This is a genomic window from Pseudomonas sp. S3_A03 (assembly GCF_054668275.1).
Window position 1 is genome coordinate 165,711 of the sequence record NZ_CP162753.1, and the last position, 19,975, is coordinate 185,685.

A 19,975-nucleotide genomic window follows, 5' to 3' on the forward strand; every position below is an offset into this window, starting at 1 on the left:
ATGGCCACTTCGCGGCGGCTGAAATGCATGGCCATCGTGCTGCTGGGGCTGTTGCCCGGTGCGGCGGTGGCCCTTGATGAACCACAGAGCCTGCGCCTGCTGGGGCATTCCACCCTGGCAAACCCTTCATTGACGCTGGACGAAGCTGACTGGCGTTGGCTACGCCAGCGCCGCACGCTGTCGATGGGCGTGTCGGCGCCCGATTATGCGCCCTTTGACCTGAGCAACAGCAACGAGCTGGAAGGCATTACCGCCGATTACGCCGCGCTGATCGGGCAGGCGCTGAATGTCACGATTGAGGTGCGCCGATACGATACCCGTGACGAAGTCATCGAAGCCCTCAAGACCGGTGCCGTGGATTTCGTGGGGTCGTCCAACGGTTATGAGGCAGCCGATCCGCAATTGCTGCTGTCGCGCTCCTACGCCAACGATCAGCCCGTCTTAGTGACCCGCGCCGGCGAAAATCACGCGCTGAAAGCTGATCTTTCGGGCAAGCGCGTTGCGATGCTCTACCACTACATGCAGCCCAATACTGTCCAGGCGTTTTATCCCAAAGCGCGGTTGCAGTTGTTTGGCTCGACCTTCGAAGCCATCGGCTCCGTTGCATTCGGCCAGGCGGATGTCTACCTGGGCGACGCCATCAGCACTCGCTACCTGATCAACAAGAACTATTTGAACAACGTGCGCATGGCGGATTTTTCCGCGCTGGAGGTCAACCCCTTCGGTTTCGCGTTCGCCAAGGGCGATGCGCGTCTGTTGAATATTTTCAATGCCGCACTGGCGGTGGTGCCGGTCAACCAACAGATGGAAATCCTGCGTCGCTGGAGCGCCGGCAGCAGTGGTTTCCTGGAGGCCGGGCGGCTGCGCTTGAGTAACAGCGAACAGCGCTGGCTGGAGAAGCACCCCTGGGTGAGGGTGGCTGTGCTCGATAAATTGGTACCGCTGTCGTACTTCAATGAACAAGAGCAATTCGAAGGGCTGAGCGCCGAAGTACTGTCGCAGATCAGCTTGCGCACCGGGTTGAAGTTCGAGGTGGTACGCGGCAGTTCACTGCCTCGGCAACTGGATGATGTGGACGCCGGCCGGGTAGATATGGTGGCGGCGATCACGCCGAGCGTCGAGCGTGCCGACAAGATGCGCTTTACCCGGCCTTACCTGTCCAACCCCTACGTTCTGGTGGTGCGTGCCGACAATGACCGCCTGATCACCCTGGAAGACATGGCTGGCAAACGGCTTTCGCTCATTCGCAGCAATAGCCTTGCCGCGCAGATCGCCCGGGATTATCCAGACATCGGGTTTGTCGACGTCGAGAATCCTGAGCAGGCCCTGGAGTCGGTTGCCAAAGGGCGGGCCGAGGCCGCGCTGTTGTCGCTGATCAGCGCACGCTACATGATTACGCGTAACTATCGGGACCGCCTGCGCATCACCAGCACGGTGGGTACGGAGCCTGCGCGGATTGCGTTTGGTGTCAACCGCGGCCAATTGGAGTTGTACTCGATCCTCGACAAAGCACTGTTGAGCATAACGCCCGAAGAGATGGACGAACTGACCAACCATTGGCGCAGCGAGATCCTCATCGAGGACAGCTACTGGACGCGTCACCGCAACGTTATTATCCAGGGCTTTGGCTTGGCCGCACTGTTGCTGCTGATCACCCTGGGCTGGGTGCTTTACCTGCGTAACCTGATCCGCAAGCGCGCCCAGGCCGAACGGGCCTTGAGCGACCAGATGCGCTTTATGAGCGTGCTGATCGACGGCACGCCCCACCCGATTTACGTGCGTGATCGCCTGGGCCGATTGATGGCTTGCAACAACGCTTACCTGGACGTCTTTGGTTTCAAGTTAGAAGACGTCATCGGCAAGACCGTGGTGCAAACCGATACCGGCAACCCGCCCCAGGCCCGGTCGTTCCATGCCGACTACTTGCGTCTGATGGAACAGGGCGAGCCGCAGATTCATGACCGCATTCTCAAAGTGCCTAATGGCGATGTGCTGACTATTTATCAGTGGATGTTGCCGTACCGCGATGGCGACGAGAAAGTGGTGGGCATGATCGCCGGCTGGGTGGACGTGAGTGAGCGCCAGCGCTTGTTGGGCCAGTTGCAGGAGGCCAAGGAGGAGGCCGACGCCGCAAACCGTGCCAAGACGACCTTCCTGGCGACCATGAGCCACGAGATCCGCACGCCCATGAACGCGGTGATCGGCATGATTGAGCTGGCCCTGAAAAATGCCGAGCAAGGGCGCGCAGACCGCGATGCGCTGGAGGTGGCGTCGGTGGCGTCCCGGAGCATGCTGGAGTTGATCGGCGATATTCTCGACATTGCGCGGATCGAATCCGGCCACTTGTCCCTGAGCCTGGAGGCGGCCAATGTGCATGAGCTGCTGGCCTCGGTGGCGCGAGTGTTCGAGGGGCTGGCGCGGGACAAGGGGCTGGTCCTGCAAGTGGAATTGGACCCCTTGATCGACCGCCTGGTGTTGATCGACCCGCTGCGCTTTAAACAAGTGATTTTCAATGTGCTGGGTAATGCGATCAAGTTCACCGCCACCGGCCAGATACGCCTGCGCGCCCAGGGCGTACCGGCATTGTCCGACGACCATCTGAGCCTGCGGGTCTGGGTGGAAGACACCGGGATGGGCATAAGCGCTGAAGATCAGCAGCGTTTGTTCAATCCGTTTATCCAGGGCAGCAACAATGAACAATCGGCGCGCAGCGGCTCAGGCCTTGGTTTGGTGATCAGTCGCAACCTGTGCGAGATGATGGGTGGCCAGTTGCACCTGAGCAGCGTGCTGGGCAAGGGCACGCGGGTGGATCTGATGTTGGCATTGGCGCTGACCACGGCAACGCCGGCGGCCATGACCGTTCCGTCTCTTCCGCCGGCTCGTGCGTTAAGCATCCTGGTGGTCGATGACTACCCCGCCAACCGCCTGTTGCTGGAGCGGCAATTGAGTTTCCTGGGGCATCGCATCGTCACGGCGCAGGACGGCATTCAAGGGCTTGCCCTGTGGCAGGCCGGGCAGTTTGATGGGGTGATCACCGATTGCAATATGCCCCTCAAGGACGGTTATGCGTTGGCGCGTGATATTCGCGCGCAAGAGCGCAAGCGCGGCCTGATTCCTTGCCTGTTGCTGGGCTTTACCGCCAACGCCCAGTCAGAGGAGGCTGAGCGCTGCCGCCAGGCGGGCATGGATGGCTGTCTGTTCAAACCGACCGGGCTTGAGGACTTGCGCTTGGCCTTGGCATCGCGCACGACCGCCACGGCCACCGCTGAATCGGTCATTGATTTAAGCCTGCTGATTGCGCTGACCGGGGAGGACACGGCCGCGCTCGACGAATTGCTGGTGCCCTTGCTCGCCAGCCTGGAAGAGGACGGCGCGTTGTTGCCGACCCTGCAAAACCCGGTGAGCTTTGCCAAGCTGCATGACTTGGCCCATCGGGTAAAAGGCGGCGCGCGCATGGTTAAGGCCGAGGGGCTGGTGGTTTGCTGCGAGGCCTTGGAGGGTGTATGTGAACGGCGGGATGCCGAGGCGTTGGGCGTTTCGGTTGAGGCGTTGGGCGTGGCCATTGCGCAGGTGCATCACAGCCTGCTTCGGCAATGCAATCGGGCTTGACGGCAGTAGATAGCCATTTGGCGATTTTGGGATAAGTCCTACGCGAAGGGGGAACATCGCTGATTTTGTCTGCGGGATATGTCTGGAAAATGATCGGCTCTTACTGACGAGCGCTGCCAGCCCAGGGGTTTGCCATGCCGAACAAAGCACTGTCTATCCTGATTGCCGATGAACAGCACCTGCAACGACTGCACATCGAAAAAATGCTCAACCAGTTGGGGTACCACCGGATTGTCCCGGTACAAACCTTTGAAGAAGTCCAGATACTCACCGCCATCCCCGCTGAGCGTTTTGATGTGCTGATCATCAATGCGGGCTTGGCGGTCAATGCCTGTGAGCCGCAACCCCAGGTCCGCCACGTGCTGGTCTACGACCATCTGGACCTGGGCAAGCCTGCCGGTGCAACGCCGGCGGTGCTGGTACGCCTGCCCGGCGTGCCGGACAACGTCACCCTTGAACACTTCATGGACATCATCGACCCACCCGAGGCCACCAAGGGCCTGCGGGTGTTGCCGTGGCTGCGGGAATTATCCCGCAGGCCCGTGGCCGGGGTTTAGTCCCGCGTCGGTGCGATGGCCTTGGGGCTGAGCCAGCGCTGGCCGCGCTCAAGCTCGGTTTCCCTGGCCATCAGCCCTGAGCCCGCAAGCGCTCGGCGGCACTGCGCAACAGCTGCTCGGTACCTGCCCAGCCCAGGCAGCCGTCGGTCACCGACACGCCGTATTTCATCGAGGGGCTCAACGGTTGGCAGCCTTCGAACAGGTGGCTCTCAAGCATCATGCCGATCAGCGAAGTATCGCCTTGCAGGCGTTGTTCGAGCACGTCGTTGAACACCGCCGGTTGGCGCAACGGGTCTTTGCCGCTGTTGGCATGGCTGCAGTCGATCATGATCCGCGGCGTGACCTTGGACGTGGCCAGGTCCTGCTTGATCTGCGCCACGCTCTTTGCATCATAGTTCGGCCCACGGTGACCGCCGCGCAGCACCAGATGTGTGTCGGGGTTGCCCGGGGTCTGGATGATCGCCGGGTGGCCCTGGCTGTCGACGCCGAAGTGGCGGTGCGGGTGCGACGCCGAGCGCATCGCGTCACAGGCGATTGAGACGCCGCCGTCGGTGCCGTTCTTGAAGCCCACGGGCATGCCCAGGCCGCTGGCCATTTCGCGGTGGATTTGCGATTCGGTGGTGCGTGCGCCAATGGCGACCCAACTGAGCAGGTCATCGAAGTAGCCGGCGGCCATGGGCTGCAACAGCTCGGTGGCGACCGGCAGGCCCAGGCGCAGCATTTCGCGCATGAGCTCGCGGGACAGCGTCAAGCCGGCGGCCATGTCGTCACTGCCATCCAGGTGCGGATCGTAGGCCAGGCCTTTCCAGCCGATAGTGGTGCGCGGTTTTTCGACGTAGGCGCGGATCACCAGCAGCATCTGGTCGCTGACGTCGAGTGCCAGTTTCTTCAGGTTGCGAGCGTATTCCATGGCCGATTCCGGGTCGTGGATCGAGCACGGGCCGACAATCACCAGCAAGCGTGAATCTTCACCCTTGAGGATGGCGCGCACGGCCTGGCGATGGGCGTGGATCTGTTCATTGAGGAACGGGCTGAGGGGCAACTGATGCTTGAGCTCAAGAGAGCTGGGCAGGCGCTGGGTCAGGGCTTCATTGGCGCTGATCAGGTTCGAAACGGGCAGAGCGGCGATGGACGAGTTCATATTCAAGGCTTCCTGGGCAAGCGGCGGGTTGTTCCCGCGCGCTTGGCCTACTGGGGTGTTCGACAATTGGCCGTACTGGCCTGGTGTGTTGGCTTGCCACCAATAGGTGACCGATCGGAGGCGGCAGGCTGTCCCGAGCGGAGCTGGCTAAATCGCCATGCAGTGGAGGTGTCGTAGCGGTAATAGGTGGCGTAGTTCATGTCGTGAGTCCTTTTAAGTGTTCTTGATCAAACAAAATGTTCAGGGGCCTGGAAAAACAAAACCCCCGGTCGGGGAGCCGACCGGGGGTTAGATTTCTCTGGCAGGCGACCCCTTGAATGGTGGGCGCCGATTTCAGGTATCAGGCGCGCCAGTGGCTAAACCAATACCCAAAATAAAAGCTGACAGCTGCGCTCGAACCGTTCACACGGCTGGCCGACACCGAGCGCGGGGCGCTGGCGGCAGGGCAAACCTGAGTGTGGGTGAGTTGCAACATGGTGTGTCTCCAAATGATGCGGGGAGCTTACTAGAGGCACGCGGGGAGATTCAATCAGTAATTTCTATTGCGTGAAGGGACTTACGGCTATGGGGTGAGTGTCGATATGCTGGTCATACTTAGTTACCGATTGCTTGGACGCGACCATGACTGCCTTCACTGTTGCTGCAGCTCAATCCATCTCCATTGCGGGCGATGTGCGGGCCAATATCCAACGCCACTTGGCGTGTATGCGGGCGGCGGCGGCCGAGGGTGTGCAACTGCTGGTGTTCCCGGAGTTGTCGTTGACAGGCTATGAGCCGGCGCTGGCCGCTGCACTGGCGATTGCGCCAGAGGACCGGGTGCTGGCGCCCCTGCGCGAAATGGCGCAAGAACTGCGACTGACGGCGGTGGTGGGGATGCCGATTCGACTGGCGCCGGAGGCGGGTGTGTTTATTGCTGCACTGGTACTGGGTGCGGATGGCTCCCTGGCGGTCTACACCAAGCAGCATTTGCACGACGGCGAAGAGACCGCGTTTGTCCCAGGGCAGGGCGGTGTGGCCCTTGAATTCGAGGGGGAGCAGGTTGCACTGGCAGTGTGTGCAGACTTTTCCCATGCCAGCCATCCGCTTGCTGCAGCGCAAGCGGGCGCTACGGTGTATGCCGCCGGAGTGTTGATCAGTGAGGGAGGGTACGCAACGGACAGTGCGCTGCTCCGAGGCTATGCAGCTGAACATGCCCTGTTGGTGTTGATGGCCAACCATGGCGGCCCGTCGGGCGGTTGGGCGTGTGCCGGTCGCAGTGCGATCTGGGGCACCGATGGCGGTTTGCTTGCCGCTGTGCCAGGGCTGGGTGAGGCGCTGCTGATCGCCCATCGCGATGGCGAGCGTTGGGCCAGCGAAGTGGTCGCCCTGTAAATGGCATTTTATCTACGCGCTGCGACGGACCAGGACCTGCCCTTTGCGCGAACGCTGACCCACGAGGCCATGACCCGTTACTACGTAGAGTACGGGTTGTGGTGGTCCAACGATGGCTTCGATACCGCCTGGGCCGGTCGGGAAAACTGGCTGATTTGCCGGGGCGACGTCGTTTTGGGATTTGTCAGCCTGAGCCGCGACAGCCGCGCGCTGTATATCCGCGAGTTGCATATGCTCGAAGCGTATCGTGGGGGTGGCGCAGGGAGCTGGGTATTGCAGCAGATGGCGCTCAAGGCGCAGGCGCTTGGCCTGTTGCGACTGACGGTATTCAAGACGAACCCGGCGAAGCTGCTCTATGAGCGCATGGGGTTCAGTAACGTTGGTGAAGAAGACTACTTCTGGCGAATGGAGCGTGTCTGCCGCTCAAGCTAAACCCTGCGCACAGGCCGAATAAGCGCATACTGCTCTCAGGAGCCGACTTCCTGATCATTGTTTTGGCCATCAGCCTCAGCAAGGATGATCCCTTCTTTCATGCCCAGAAGGACCGCGACCTTATGGGCCTCTCCACGCCGTCCCTTTTTGCGCCCCGCGAGCACTTGATAGGTGGTAGCCGGATCAACGCCATGCTCACGGGCGAACGCTTGAACTGACTTTCCTTGATGTTCCAGCCAGGCCTTGGCTTGTGCGGCAGTACGGATTCCGGGCATAGTTCAAAACCGTTCAAGTTTGTTTAATAAAGAGATGAGTGTGTCACCTCTTGGGGTGTGCCAGACAGGATAATACATCCAAATGAGTGGAATCGGTTCGCGTTTGAGGCAAGAAAGAGAGCGACTTGGCTTGTCGCAAAAAAGTTTCGGCGAGATCGGCGGCGTTGAAGCCAACGCACAAGGGAAATACGAAAGTGGCGGGCGCGCGCCTAAAGCGGACTATTTGTCTCGCGTCGCTGAACGAGGTGTGGATGTGTTGTACGTGTTGACCGGCACGGCCACGCCCATCCAACTGGAAAACCTGAGCCAGATCGAAGAAAAGGTGCTCGGCGATTACCGTGCGATGTTCAAGGAAGACCAGGATGCGATCCGTCGCCTGACGTCGACCTTGGCCAAACATTGCGTTGCTGTGAATGAAAAGGCCAAGCCGAAAGCCCAGGATTCCTGACTCTTCGCCCAGCAAATTGAGCCGTCTGCCTCCCGGCGGATGGCTGCCGCTTACCCAAACTCCATATATATGACGCTTGCAGCTAGGTCTGCGCCTTGGTTTTTTGCTAAGGTGTTCAGCAACCTATAAGACCATTTCGCGAGGTGTCTGCTTGATTAGGGTGCTAGTAGTCGATGACCATGATCTCGTTCGTACAGGCATTACACGAATGCTGGCTGACATCGATGGCCTGCAAGTAGTCGGCCAGGCCGAGTCGGGGGAGGAATCCCTGATCAAGGCCCGGGAGTTGAAGCCCGATGTGGTGTTAATGGACGTCAAGATGCCTGGGATCGGCGGTCTTGGTGCCACGACCAAATTGCTGCGCAGCCATCCGGATATCAAAGTCGTGGTGGTGACCGTGTGCGAAGAAGACCCGTTCCCGACCCGTCTTCTACAGGCGGGCGCTGCGGGTTACCTGACCAAGGGTGCAGGCTTGGCGGAGATGGTGCAGGCCATTCGCCTGGTGTTCGCCGGCCAGCGCTATATCAGCCCGCAGATTGCCCAGCAATTGGCCATCAAGTCTTTCCAACCCACCAGCGACTCGCCATTCGACGCGCTGTCGGAGCGGGAAATCCAGATCGCCCTGATGATTGTGGGTTGCCAGAAAGTCCAATCCATCTCCGACAAGCTGTGCCTGTCGCCCAAGACCGTCAACACCTACCGCTATCGCATTTTCGAGAAGCTCGCCATCAGCAGTGATGTTGAATTGACCCTGCTCGCGGTGCGCCACGGCATGGTGGACGCCAGCGCCTGACATGACTACGCCGTTTGATCCGAGTGCCTTCCTCTCAACCTGCAGTGGCCGCCCCGGCGTGTACCGCATGTTCGACAGCGAGGCGCGCCTGCTTTACGTCGGCAAAGCCAAAAACCTGAAAAACCGCCTGGCGAGCTACTTTCGCAAGACCGGTCTCGCGCCCAAAACCGCCGCACTGGTGGCGCGTATCGCTCAGGTCGAAACCACCATCACCGCCAACGAAACCGAAGCGCTACTGCTTGAGCAGACGCTGATCAAGGAGTGGCGGCCGCCCTACAACATCCTGCTGCGTGATGATAAATCCTACCCCTACGTGTTTTTATCCGACGGCAACTTCCCACGGCTGAGTATTCACCGTGGTGCGAAGAAGGCGAAGGGCAAGTACTTTGGCCCTTATCCCAGCGCCGGGGCCATCCGTGAAAGCCTGAGCCTGTTGCAAAAACCTTTTTTGTGCGCCAGTGTGAAGACAGTTTCTACAAGAACCGCACGCGGCCGTGCCTGCAATACCAGATCAAACGCTGCAAGGCACCTTGCGTGGGCCTGGTGGAGCCGGCGGAATACGCCGAGGATGTGCGCCATTCGGTGATGTTTCTCGAAGGACGCAGCAATGCGCTGACCGATGAGCTCTCCGCGGCCATGGAAGAGGCGGCCGGCACCCTGGATTTCGAGCGGGCCGCTGAGTTGCGCGACCAGATCTCCCTACTGCGTCGTGTGCAGGACCAGCAAAGCATGGAAGGCGGCACCGGCGATGTCGACGTGATCGCCGCCTTCGTCAATCCAGGTGGCGCCTGTGTGCACCTGATCAGCGTGCGCGGCGGGCGAGTGTTGGGCAGCAAGAACTTCTTCCCGCAAACCGGTATCGACGAAGACGTGGCTGAAGTGATGGCCGCGTTCCTCGGCCAGTACTACGTCAGCAGCCCCGAGCGCGACCTGCCGTCGGAGCTGATTGTCAACGTGGTGCATGAAGACTTCCCCACGTTGATCGAAGCGATCCACGAGTTGCGTGGCCGCGAATTGGACATCAGCCACCGCGTGCGTGGCACCCGCGCCCGCTGGCAGCAACTGGCCGTCACTAACGCCGAGCAAGCCCTGAGCGCGCGCCTGGCCAACCGACAGCACGTCGCCGCACGCTTTGATGCCCTTGCCGAAGTGCTCAACCTGGACGAGCCGCCACAGCGCCTGGAGTGCTACGACATCAGCCATTCCAGCGGCGAGGCCACCGTAGCCTCCTGCGTGGTGTTCGGGCCGGAAGGGCCGATCAAGTCCGACTACCGGCGCTACAACATCGAAGGCGTCACCGCCGGCGATGACTACGCCGCCATGCATCAGGCACTCACGCGGCGCTTCAGCAAATTGAAGGACGGCGAGGGCAAGTTGCCGGATATCCTGCTGGTGGATGGCGGCAAGGGCCAGTTGTCCATGGCCCGTGACGTGCTCAACGAACTGGCGGTGCCCGACCTGATCCTGCTCGGCGTGGCCAAGGGCGCCACGCGCAAGGCTGGTTTCGAGACGTTGTACTTGAATGATGCCGCCCATGAGTTCACTTTGAAGGGCGACTCCCCGGCACTGCATTTGATCCAACAGATTCGTGACGAAGCCCACCGTTTCGCCATTACCGGCCACCGTGCCCGTCGCGGCAAAACCCGGCGAACCTCAACCCTGGAAGGGGTGGCGGGGGTAGGCCCGACACGGCGTCGTGACTTGCTTAAACATTTTGGTGGCTTGCAGGAGCTGTCCCGTGCCAGCATTGACGAGATAGCCAAAGCACCCGGTATCAGTAAAAAGCTTGCTGAGTTGATTTATGCGAATCTGCACAGCGAATAGAATGCCTTTCCACCTCGTAGCCAGTTGTGCCGATGAATATCCCTAATCTGATCACCGTTCTACGCGTCCTGCTCATCCCGATCTTTATTTTGCTGTTCTATTTACCGTACGAGTGGAGCTACCTGGCCTCCAGTTCAGTGTTCGCCTTTGCGGCCGCCACCGACTGGCTTGACGGTTACCTGGCCCGCCGCCTGGAGCAAAGCACGCCCTTCGGCGCGTTCCTCGATCCGGTGGCCGATAAACTCATGGTGGCCGTCGCCCTGGTGCTGCTGGTACAGGAACACGGCAACCTGTGGCTGACCCTGCCGGCTGCGGTGATTATCGGCCGCGAGATCGTCGTCTCGGCCCTGCGCGAATGGATGGCCGAAATCGGCGCCCGTGCCCACGTCGCCGTCTCCAACATGGGTAAATGGAAAACCGCCGCGCAAATGCTTGCGCTGGTCATCCTGCTGGCCAACCCGTCTGACTTCTCCTTCTGGGTCCTGCTGGGCTACGCCTTGCTGCTCGTCGCTGCGGGCCTGACCCTGTGGTCCATGCTCCAGTACCTGCGCGCCGCCTGGCCGCATCTGCGCACCACTGTTGAAAAGAAATAAAACTTTTTTGAATCAAGAGCTTGACGGGTGCGCTGGATTCTATAGAATGCGCATCACCAAGCGGGAATAGCTCAGTTGGTAGAGCACGACCTTGCCAAGGTCGGGGTCGCGAGTTCGAGTCTCGTTTCCCGCTCCAAATATTGCGCTACAGAGTTCCACTGAATTCTGTAAGTGATTGAAATCAGGGCCTTTAGGCCCTTTTTCGTTCCAGCGGGAACCACTGAAATCCAGCACTATCCGGTGCGTTTAAGTCCAGAATTGAGTCCAGGATTCTGACGAGCACCGAATCGGTTTAATGCTGGAGCAGATTGTGTAGCGAGATGAGCATCTGGCCCTGACTCTGTTCAGGAGCTCGCGATGGCACTCTCAGAAATGACAGTTCGGCATGCCCGAATCACCGGTAATGACTACACCCTCGGCGACAGTGATGGTCTCACGCTCAATGTGACGGCCAGAGGCGGAAAAGTCTGGCTCTTCCGTTATTACTGGGCGGGCAAGCAGAAGCGCATGTCCTTGGGTTGTTACCCTCAAATCCCCCTCAAAGAAGCACGCACTCGACGTGACGAGGCGCGCGCCTTAGTTGCCCAAGGCATCAACCCCTACGAGCATCGTAAACAACAGCGACTTGCTGTTCATGCTGCGAAGGAACACACCTTCGATGCTGTGTTCAATCAGTGGGTGGAGTTCCGCAGGCTAAGCCTGAAGGAAGGGCGCCAGAGCACGCTCTCGCAGATCTTGCGAATCTTCAACAAAGACGTCTTACCCGTACTGGGTGGGAGGTCTATCTACGACATCAATCGTCACGATCTGCTGGATTTACTGAGCAGGATCGAGCAGCGCAAAGCCTTAACGACCGCCGAAAAATGCCGGACCTGGTTCAACCAATTGTTCCGCTATGCGCTGGTGAAGATCGAGGGGCTGGAACACAATCCGGCTTCAGACCTTGATGTGGTCGCACTTCCCAAACCTCCTGTAGCGCACAATCCGTTTCTCCGAATGGATGAGCTCCCGGCATTGATGGCTGCTCTTCGAAATTACGGTGGCGCCAACCAAACTCGGCTTGGCCTTCGGTTGTTGTTGCTGACCGGTGTCCGCACGGGCGAATTGCGGCTGGCGACACCAGACCAGTTCGATCTGGAGAAGCGCTTGTGGGTCATACCGGCGGAGGTGGTGAAACAGCTCCAGTTGGCGATGCGAAAGCCGGGTAAGCAAATTCAAAATGTACCGCCCTACATTGTCCCGCTGTCGGTTCAGGCGCTGGAGATCGTGCGTCACTTGCTGGACCAGGTGGTCCCTGCGCAACGCTACTTGTTTGCGCATCGAAGCGACCTGAGCAAGCGTATCAGTGAGAATACGCTGAATGGCGCGTTACGTCGGATGGGGTATGCCGATCAACTCACCGGTCATGGCATGAGGGCGACGATCTCGACGGCGCTGAATGAGATCGGGTATCCGAAGGTTTGGGTGGATGCTCAGCTTTCTCATGCTGATCCGGACAAGGTGAGTGCGGCCTACAATCACGCGGAGTATGTCGAGCAGCGCCGGACAATGATGCAGGACTGGGCGAATCGTCTGGATCTATGGGGGCAGGGCCAGCTGAAAGCGGCAAGCTCTCCGCTCACCATCCGATTGGAGGGGGCCGCTTCGCTGCCGTCGCTGGAAAACGTGAACACGAATCCCATTCAGTATAACGAAGCCTTTCCAAAGGCAACCGTCTCGGTGCCCAAGGCTTCGGTTAGTGACGAACCAGCTCTTATTATGTTGCACCAGTCGCCTGTCGTACCTCACCCGGTCCCGACTGAAAAGCCGCATCAATCTCACGTGTCTGACATCCAGCGAGAACGTGCCGAGATGCTTGCCATTTATGAGGCCGCTAGTAATTTGCCGTTACTGGTTTTCGCTAAATTGGCCGGCAAATCCCGAGATCAGATCAACCGTGATATCAAGGCTCGCCGTCTGCTGTCCCTGAGCCTGGGGAATCGTGGTCAGCGCATTCCAGATTGGCAGCTTGATCCACTGCGGCACAAGTTGGTACTTGCTGCGTTAGCGCGGTTTCCGGATGTCGATGGGTGGAGGCTTTATCGGACGGTCTGTGAGCCTCATGAGCGACTGAAGGGGCGTTCGCCAATCGATGTGCTCACTTTGGAGAATTTCGACGTGACAGCACGAATCGTTTGCAGTGCCCTGGGCCCAAGGTGAGGAGCTGTTTCGTGCGGTGATAACGGATGTCGCAGCTTCTTTGGGGCTATCTAGCGGGACTACACAAGTCGCCTGATGTTTCGGAGCTGGTCGGCTAGAGGAATCTATTGCGCAGGAAGGCACCATTTGGCAGTATCCCGTTCCCGCACTCTCTTGCCAGCTCTCCATCCCTCTCATTTGGGGGCTGCGTTTCGGAGGGGCAGGTAATCACCCGGCCTCGTGCCGGGTTTTTTATGCGTTCGGCAGGTACGGCTGGCGGATAAACATGGAATTCAGCTATCCCACGTATGGGGTGCTAGGGGTCGAGTGTTCGAATCACTCCGTCCCGACCATATAATTCAAAGGGTTGCGAGATTTTATCTCGCGACCCTTTTTTATTTTTTGTCGTTTTTACCCCTACAAAACGACTGGCTCTCAATGGAATTTCCGCCTTTTTCGAGCGCTTGAACATTGCGTTTTGAGCTAATCACGCTTCATATTTGCTACAGGAAAGCACTATCCGGTCGAGCGGATAGTTGAGGTGGATAATGCAGACTCGACACGTATAAACCTGACCTAGAAATTGTGTTGATCTCGTATAGGGCGTTGATAGCGCACAATAAAAAACCGACACAAGGGTCGGGCTGCCTGTTTTTTCGGGTCAGCCCCCAAATGAGAGGGAGTGGAGAGTTGCCCGGAAAAAGCAGAATGGCATCACGCCAAAGGTGGCTAATGGACCTCAAAAAAAATGGGGTGTAGTGGTCAACTAATTCCGGAGATAATGTTAAGTTTTCTCAGTCTGAGCGCGCGGCAGCCTGCCGTATTGCCAGCCCTGATTTGAGTCAAACAGCAGCCCTTAAGGCCTAGAACGTTGCTCGCAAGCCATGTCCAACGCCTTGATGACTAGATCCGCACCCGGCTGTTTGATAGTGCCCTACCCACAATTCGGCGTGGGTAGAGATCCAGAACGACAGCTAGGTAATGCCATTTCCCTCGGCCCAGATGGTGATGTCGCCACAACTTGTTTGGGGGCCGACATATCAAACTCTCAATTCAAGATGTTCGGAATAGGCCAACTGACGCCGCCAGATTCCGATTGCTGAATCTCATATGCTGCCCTTTGCGTACAGGTCCAAACATCACGTTAATTGAGGATTCTGTACTGGCTGAAATAAAGACCTAAAAATCTGCTAGGGCTACTAAACTGGCGAACGACTGGTACAGACGCTGGGCCCAACAAACCTGTGAGCGGTGCCATAACAAGGAGGTATACGTTGAATGTCGGGAAGTATTGAAATGCCGTTAGTAGACCAAGAACTCGGCCCTGCGGAATCAATCGCGAAGCTGATGAATCAACGTATCTCGAATTACCTCGCTGCTCGCAACGATCCCAGCCTCTATCAGAGCGTACGGAATATGTCGCAGTTCGTCTCCGATGACTACGGCAACCGTTTTCTCGTAGAACTTATCCAGAATGCTCATGATGCTCACGATCCAACGCGTACAGATGGTGAAATTGCCGTAGTTCTAGACATTACCGAGGGCCATGGTTGTCTGTATGTTGCTAATCGTGGTGCTGGTTTTACTGGTAAAAACTTGCAAGCTATCACCAACATTGCGCTGAGTAGCAAACCCGTCAATGCCGGTATCGGAAATAAGGGACTGGGATTTCGAAGTGTGCTTCAGGTGTGCAGTTGGCCCGAAATCTATTCGGTTCGTGGCGAAGGGGGAGGAGCCACCTTCGACGGATTGTGCTTCCGGTTTGCGACCATTGATGATCTGCGTGCACACAAGGACGTGCACTCGGCCGATGCCTCTCAAGAGATGGCCAGCAACCTACCTTGTTGGCATATACCAGTACTCACTGAGCCCGATGACAAGGTCACACGATTTGCCGAGGCAGGCTTTGCCACCGTTGTCCGCTTACCTTTGAAATCGCTAGAAGCGCTGCAATCCGTAAGGGCGCAAATTGACGTACTGATGAGCTTGTCCACACCGCTTCAGTTATTTTTGGATCGGGTTGGACGTATTTCTATCGATTCTGGAATGAACGAGCCTTTCGTGCTGGAACGGTCGGTAGAGGAGACCTGGCCTGTAATACCCAAGGGCTTGAAGGTGGACTCGCCAATCACTGTGGCCAAGCTCTGCCTCGGCAATGCGAGGTTTGTCGCGGCTCATTGGGACATCGATGACCAGCTGTTCAGGCAGGCGTTGCACGCAAGCCTTGAGAGGGAAGAGATACCGGAAAGTTGGAGGGATTGGGACGGTATCGCGAGGATCAGCATCGCGGTCCCGCTAGGTGCCCCCTTGGAGATGGGAAGGCTGTATTGCTTCCTACCGCTTGGTGCGGAAGGCAAAGCACCGTTCTGCGGCTACATCAATGCCAACTTCTACACGAAGATGGACCGAAGAACTGTCGACGTATCGATTGGCCTCAACGAATTCTTTATGCGCACGGCCGCCTGGTTAAGCTGCCAACTGATCGACTTTATGGTCAAGAGTGGGTGGGCGCAGGCGCCGAGTGCGGTCGTCAGCCTTCTATGTTGGGACGAGGCGTATCAACCCGCGTTGAAGCTCGGCATGGGCGACGACGGCCAAGGCATCTTGAATCGGGAGTTTCTCCCTGTACGTGGAAATGATGAAACGATTTCTTGGGCATCGCCCAAGGAAACGTATTCATGGATAGCTCCCGGCAATGCCTGTTTATCCACTAAGGCAATTTGCGAGATTGGGGGCGGAAAGGTATTAGTCGATTCGCTCACGCTGTCGCAGAGAGCAGCATTGGATCGATTGTATATACGACTTAGACAGTCTGACTTTAAACCTCCCGCCAAAGTGATCTCGGGCTGGATTGAGGCAATCGCCGTAAAAATGCATGAGCAGATCGCCGCCCCGGAGCAGTGGGCTGATTTTTATGATGAAGTGTCTACCGTGATGGCGGACCATGCTTCGTATCTTTCCGGCAAAAAGTTTCTGCTGAGCGTCAGTGGCGACTTAATCAGCAGTGAGTTACCTGCGAACACTAACTCCGGCCGCAGCCGGCGGGCGGCGGATGTCTATTTCGCGCCAGTACTGTCTGTCGACGCAGACGTCGACGATGAAGCCAGCAAGCGAGCTTTACCTTTGGATCAACTTCCCGCAACGCTGCGTAAGGGATTCGCCTTGTTGAGCCGAGATATACCCTGGTTGAAGGACGATGGCGGCCATCGACCTGGCCGTTCCTTCCTCATTGCCGGTAAGCTGGCCCGCGAGTACGACACCCGAGACGTACTTCGCACCCTTGCCGGAGTGACTCGCTCATCCGTTCCTGACCGTACACGAGAACAGGCCCTCGAATGGGCCTTTAGATTATGGAGCAGTGGTCGGTCGCTTTCCGACAAGGAGACGCGCTCGGCTGATTTCTTTGTACCGACCGCCAACGACTGGGTTGATGCAAAGACAGCTATGTTTGGCGCCGGTTGGGAGGTTCCGAATGGCAGCAAGTTGCAAGCGTTGCTACGGATCACTGCCGATGACTCTGACGATATGAAGGTTTCTTTGGCTCGCTTGGTGCCGGAATTCGTTGCGTGGCCAATTCGTTATGGAACCCAATCCGAATGGGTTCGCTTTCTCAATGCCAGTGGCGTGGTTGATTGCCTGCGCCCCATTGGCGGTGAAAGCATCACCGCCAATCCTATTGGCTTTCCCGCACTTTTGCCATTAATCGTCACACGCGATTTGCCAGGAATCACCGAAACGTTGCGCTCCCACTGGAAAGCGCAAATTACGCAAGACTGTTCCCAAATGTATTTTACACGCAACTACCGGGCAGAAATGCGGCCTTGGCGTATTCCCGGTCAGGGTGAATGCGAGTCCTTTCCGCCAGATGTCAGGAGAGACTTTGCAGTACAGGTTGCGCTGGCTATGCGATCGTTTAGTGACGAACACCGTACATTCCGCGCCGTACGGACGGAGATCGGCAATGGAGAGGTACACCGGCTATCAACTCCCCTAATCGCCTTTCTAACCGGTGCTCAGTGGTTACCGGTGATTCACCCGGGAGGTAAGTTACGGTTCGTTAAACCCTCAGATGCATGGTATTTCAACAGCGAAGAGGAGCGCCCCCCGCGCTTCGTAGAGTTCGTGGCCCACCAAGTGGCGGTAGCGATTGACTCCCAATCGCTCGAATGGCTTCAACGCGAAGCGAAGTTTGGATTGTTCAATAATGAGTTGCATGCTGGGCGTGCGTTGCTCGCACTCATCGAATCAGCTTCTGGGGGAATCTCCGATATTCGGGACGTGCGGCGGTTTCAGGAGTGGTTTAGACGCCTATGGATCCACGCACGTAAGAAAGGTACACCTGAGGCTGGCACTTCTGTGCCAGTACGTATAGGTAATGAAATTCGAGTGCTCACCAGGACGATCGAAGAAGATATCGAGCCATACTTCGATGATGAGCGTGATGGGGTAAAGAAGCAGTTGTTGGAGGAGGTCGGAGAACCTATTTTCGACTTCGTGCCGGGAGACACCGCAGCTGTGTGGGGTTGGGTGAACAACAGTGTTCCGCAAAGGTTTCGACTCATCTCTGACGAGCCAGCTGAGGTCTACGTCGACGGCATCAGATTTGATGACCGTACGCCAAGTCGTCTTCTGAGCGATGTCATAGGGTCATGGTTTGTCGAGTTCCTTGTGTGTGTTGCAGAACACAAAAGCAGTGTATTCATGCAGTCAACCCAAAGAACACTTGGGCGAATTCGACGTGCGGCATTGTCGTTGGAGGTGGTTAGCGGGCAAAAAATTCAAATCGCCCACGGCAACAAATGGGTACCCATGCCTTTGTCACTGCGTGGTTCACTTGTTCTCAATCGTGCGGCTGGTCCCGTACTGATAATCCAAGCAGAGCAGGAACCTTTGACACTAGAGCATGTTGCAGGAGCATCAGCCCAGTTGGCTGTTGCTCTGGGGGCGCGAGATTTGGCAAATGGTCTTGATGCTGCTTTGTTGCGCCTTGCTTCCACAATGCGGAATGGGGGCGAAGAAACTCCCGATGATACGATTTTGGCATCTGCTCTGGGGGTGGAACCGGAAGCAATCCGGCAAACACGGCTTCTCGTAAGTGGTGATTTGATTGGAATGCTCCATCTCGCGATACCGCTTTCAGCATGTAAAGCGTCACCGCAAACCACGGCACGCCTCCAAGAGCTTTCGACACAGAGCGAACCTCAGGATGAAGATCTGCGTGCGGTATTTGAAGCGTTGGCATTCGAGGTTGGCATACCGCTTGCGAACCTTGAGGCTCGGATGATTCATCTGGCCGATTTGTCCGACCTCAAGGTGGAGTTCTTACTTCCGATCGCCCAACTCAATGAGGCCATTGCTGTTCTTGGCGACCAATACGAGCTCGCCAGCAATGAGCATATGCATCGAGAGGCCTGGATGCGCCATTTGCGCCTACAGCAGACAAACATAATCGAACGCTTGCGAGAGCGTAGCTTTGGTTTATTCGACAAGAAGCTGAGGTTGGATGCATACATTGCCGCTAGGGAAGGGGTACTTGCTATCGCTCCACAGCCAACTTGGTTCACAACGTATGACGAATTACCCGCAGCAGTGATGGATACCCAAATCGATAGCTGGATTGATGGAGCGATGCCTGCTAGCGCTTCGGATTCGTCAATGGACCTAACTCTGACTGAATGTCGAGCGTCCAACGGCGCAAAACTTCGTAATTTTTTGACTCATTACGCACCGATACTGTCGGCCTGGGTTCGCGCTGGCGGAATCACTGGAACCCTCTTGGTACGCCAGACATGGAGTACCCCAGAAGCGGCGCGTGATACCTGCACCGCCCATGCGCGTGATTGTGGCTGGCTGGACTTCCGTTTATTGGATGATGGTGAAATCGTGCAGTGGTTGTCCCAAGCTGGTATCTGGCCTGTTGGAAAAGCCGCAAGCAAGGATTTGACGTATTGGGGGTTATCCGCGGAGAGCATGGTTAGCAATGAGGAGCGGGCAAAGAATATTCGGTTGGAACAGCAACGTCGGCGCATGCAGGTAGAGTTTGACGGTGTATCCATGTCCGCGATCACGGCGGGGTACATCGACATCGCCGCTGCAGTTGTTGCGGCGGCAGCCCAAGCACCCGCGTTAAATCATGTTTCATCGAAAGAGGCTACGCTACAAACGATAGACTTTTATAAGACAAGCGGGACTTCCGGCGGTGGTGGGAATGGAAGTATGCCCAAGCTTTCCGAGACGAGCATGTCTGATGAGCAGAAGCTCGCGGTAGGTTTAATGGGAGAGCTATGGGCCCGCGAATGGCTTCGCCGCCGACACAAGCTAGAGTCAGTTGACGAAAGCATATGGGTATCCCGCTATCGCGATGCAGTATTAAACACGAGCGGCGGTTCGGACAGTTTGGGCTATGACTTCATTGTCGCGACCAAGAGCCGTACTTACTACTACGAGGTTAAGGCGAGTTCTGGAAATCCATTGAGATTCGAGCTGGGTCCTACCGAAATCTTTGCGGCACAACGCTATCGTGGCGATAGCGAGCATAAGTACCGAATCCTATATCTCGCCAATGTTGGAGACCCCGCTCGGATGACTCCTACACTCCTTGCCAATCCTTTCTCGAGTAAAGGTGCTGGAACGTTTCGGGCGGTTGGGAAGGGAAGCGTCGTGTACGAGTTCAATCCAAAATGAAACACGGTCGCGGAAACGGTCTGCTAGGACTTAAGGACGACGACACAGCAGTCAGGGATGCGTGAGATTA

11 protein-coding genes, 1 tRNA gene and 2 pseudogenes are annotated in these 19,975 nt (G+C 57.3%); 11 read left to right on the plus strand and 3 right to left on the minus strand.

Going from position 1 to position 19,975, the window contains the following annotated elements:
* Both AB4O25_RS00820 and AB4O25_RS00825 read left to right on the plus strand, forming a co-directional pair.
* On the plus strand, positions 1 to 3,609 hold the full coding sequence (locus AB4O25_RS00820; RefSeq protein ID WP_460150274.1) for a transporter substrate-binding domain-containing protein: 3,609 nt from the start codon (positions 1 to 3) through the stop codon (positions 3,607 to 3,609).
* Between the two features lie 134 nt (positions 3,610 to 3,743).
* On the plus strand, positions 3,744 to 4,166 hold the full coding sequence (locus tag AB4O25_RS00825) for an ANTAR domain-containing protein (protein ID WP_065878639.1): 423 nt from the start codon (positions 3,744 to 3,746) through the stop codon (positions 4,164 to 4,166).
* A gap of 70 nt (positions 4,167 to 4,236) precedes the next feature.
* On the opposite strand, the gene AB4O25_RS00830 is transcribed toward AB4O25_RS00825, so the two are convergent.
* Positions 4,237 to 5,307, minus strand: coding sequence for a 3-deoxy-7-phosphoheptulonate synthase (locus tag AB4O25_RS00830; RefSeq protein WP_065878637.1), 1,071 nt, complete (start codon positions 5,305 to 5,307; stop codon positions 4,237 to 4,239).
* A 621-nt stretch (positions 5,308 to 5,928) separates the two neighbouring features.
* Between AB4O25_RS00830 and AB4O25_RS00835 the strand changes: the two genes are divergently transcribed.
* Positions 5,929 to 6,678 carry a carbon-nitrogen hydrolase family protein gene (locus tag AB4O25_RS00835; protein WP_460150276.1) on the plus strand — a complete coding sequence of 250 codons (750 nt, stop codon included), beginning with the start codon at positions 5,929 to 5,931 and terminating at the stop codon, positions 6,676 to 6,678.
* Complete coding sequence (locus AB4O25_RS00840) at positions 6,679 to 7,110, plus strand: GNAT family N-acetyltransferase (protein WP_017530519.1); 432 nt, start codon at positions 6,679 to 6,681, stop codon at positions 7,108 to 7,110. It abuts the gene before it with no gap.
* A gap of 35 nt (positions 7,111 to 7,145) precedes the next feature.
* Here AB4O25_RS00840 and AB4O25_RS00845 read toward each other — a convergent pair whose 3' ends face one another.
* The gene (locus tag AB4O25_RS00845) at positions 7,146 to 7,385 is read right to left on the minus strand and encodes a DNA-binding protein (protein ID WP_017530520.1); all 240 of its coding nucleotides are present in this window, start codon (positions 7,383 to 7,385) and stop codon (positions 7,146 to 7,148) included.
* Positions 7,386 to 7,467: 82 nt separating this feature from the next.
* Between AB4O25_RS00845 and AB4O25_RS00850 the strand changes: the two genes are divergently transcribed.
* From AB4O25_RS00850 to AB4O25_RS00875, 6 genes and pseudogenes are all read left to right on the plus strand, one after another.
* Positions 7,468 to 7,833 (plus strand): helix-turn-helix domain-containing protein, encoded by a 366-nt coding sequence (locus AB4O25_RS00850; protein ID WP_017530521.1) that lies wholly within the window; start codon positions 7,468 to 7,470, stop codon positions 7,831 to 7,833.
* A gap of 151 nt (positions 7,834 to 7,984) precedes the next feature.
* Entirely contained in the window at positions 7,985 to 8,626 is a 642-nt protein-coding gene (gene gacA / locus AB4O25_RS00855) for a response regulator transcription factor GacA (protein WP_017530522.1), read from the plus strand.
* Position 8,627: 1 nt separating this feature from the next.
* Positions 8,628 to 10,450: pseudogene (uvrC, locus tag AB4O25_RS00860) on the plus strand (excinuclease ABC subunit UvrC).
* A 32-nt stretch (positions 10,451 to 10,482) separates the two neighbouring features.
* Entirely contained in the window at positions 10,483 to 11,043 is a 561-nt protein-coding gene (gene pgsA, locus AB4O25_RS00865) for a CDP-diacylglycerol--glycerol-3-phosphate 3-phosphatidyltransferase (protein WP_017530524.1), read from the plus strand.
* A 60-nt stretch (positions 11,044 to 11,103) separates the two neighbouring features.
* Positions 11,104 to 11,179: transfer RNA gene (locus tag AB4O25_RS00870), tRNA-Gly, on the plus strand.
* 221 nt (positions 11,180 to 11,400) lie between these two features.
* Positions 11,401 to 13,242, plus strand: coding sequence for a tyrosine-type recombinase/integrase (locus tag AB4O25_RS00875; RefSeq protein ID WP_058545051.1), 1,842 nt, complete (start codon positions 11,401 to 11,403; stop codon positions 13,240 to 13,242).
* A gap of 838 nt (positions 13,243 to 14,080) precedes the next feature.
* Here AB4O25_RS00875 and AB4O25_RS00880 read toward each other — a convergent pair.
* Positions 14,081 to 14,249, minus strand: a pseudogene (locus tag AB4O25_RS00880) (DDE-type integrase/transposase/recombinase); the annotation flags it as partial.
* Positions 14,250 to 14,499: 250 nt separating this feature from the next.
* Here AB4O25_RS00880 and AB4O25_RS00885 point away from each other — a divergent pair.
* On the plus strand, positions 14,500 to 19,905 hold the full coding sequence (locus AB4O25_RS00885) for an ATP-binding protein (RefSeq protein ID WP_460150277.1): 5,406 nt from the start codon (positions 14,500 to 14,502) through the stop codon (positions 19,903 to 19,905).
* The last annotated feature ends 70 nt before the right edge of the window (positions 19,906 to 19,975 follow it).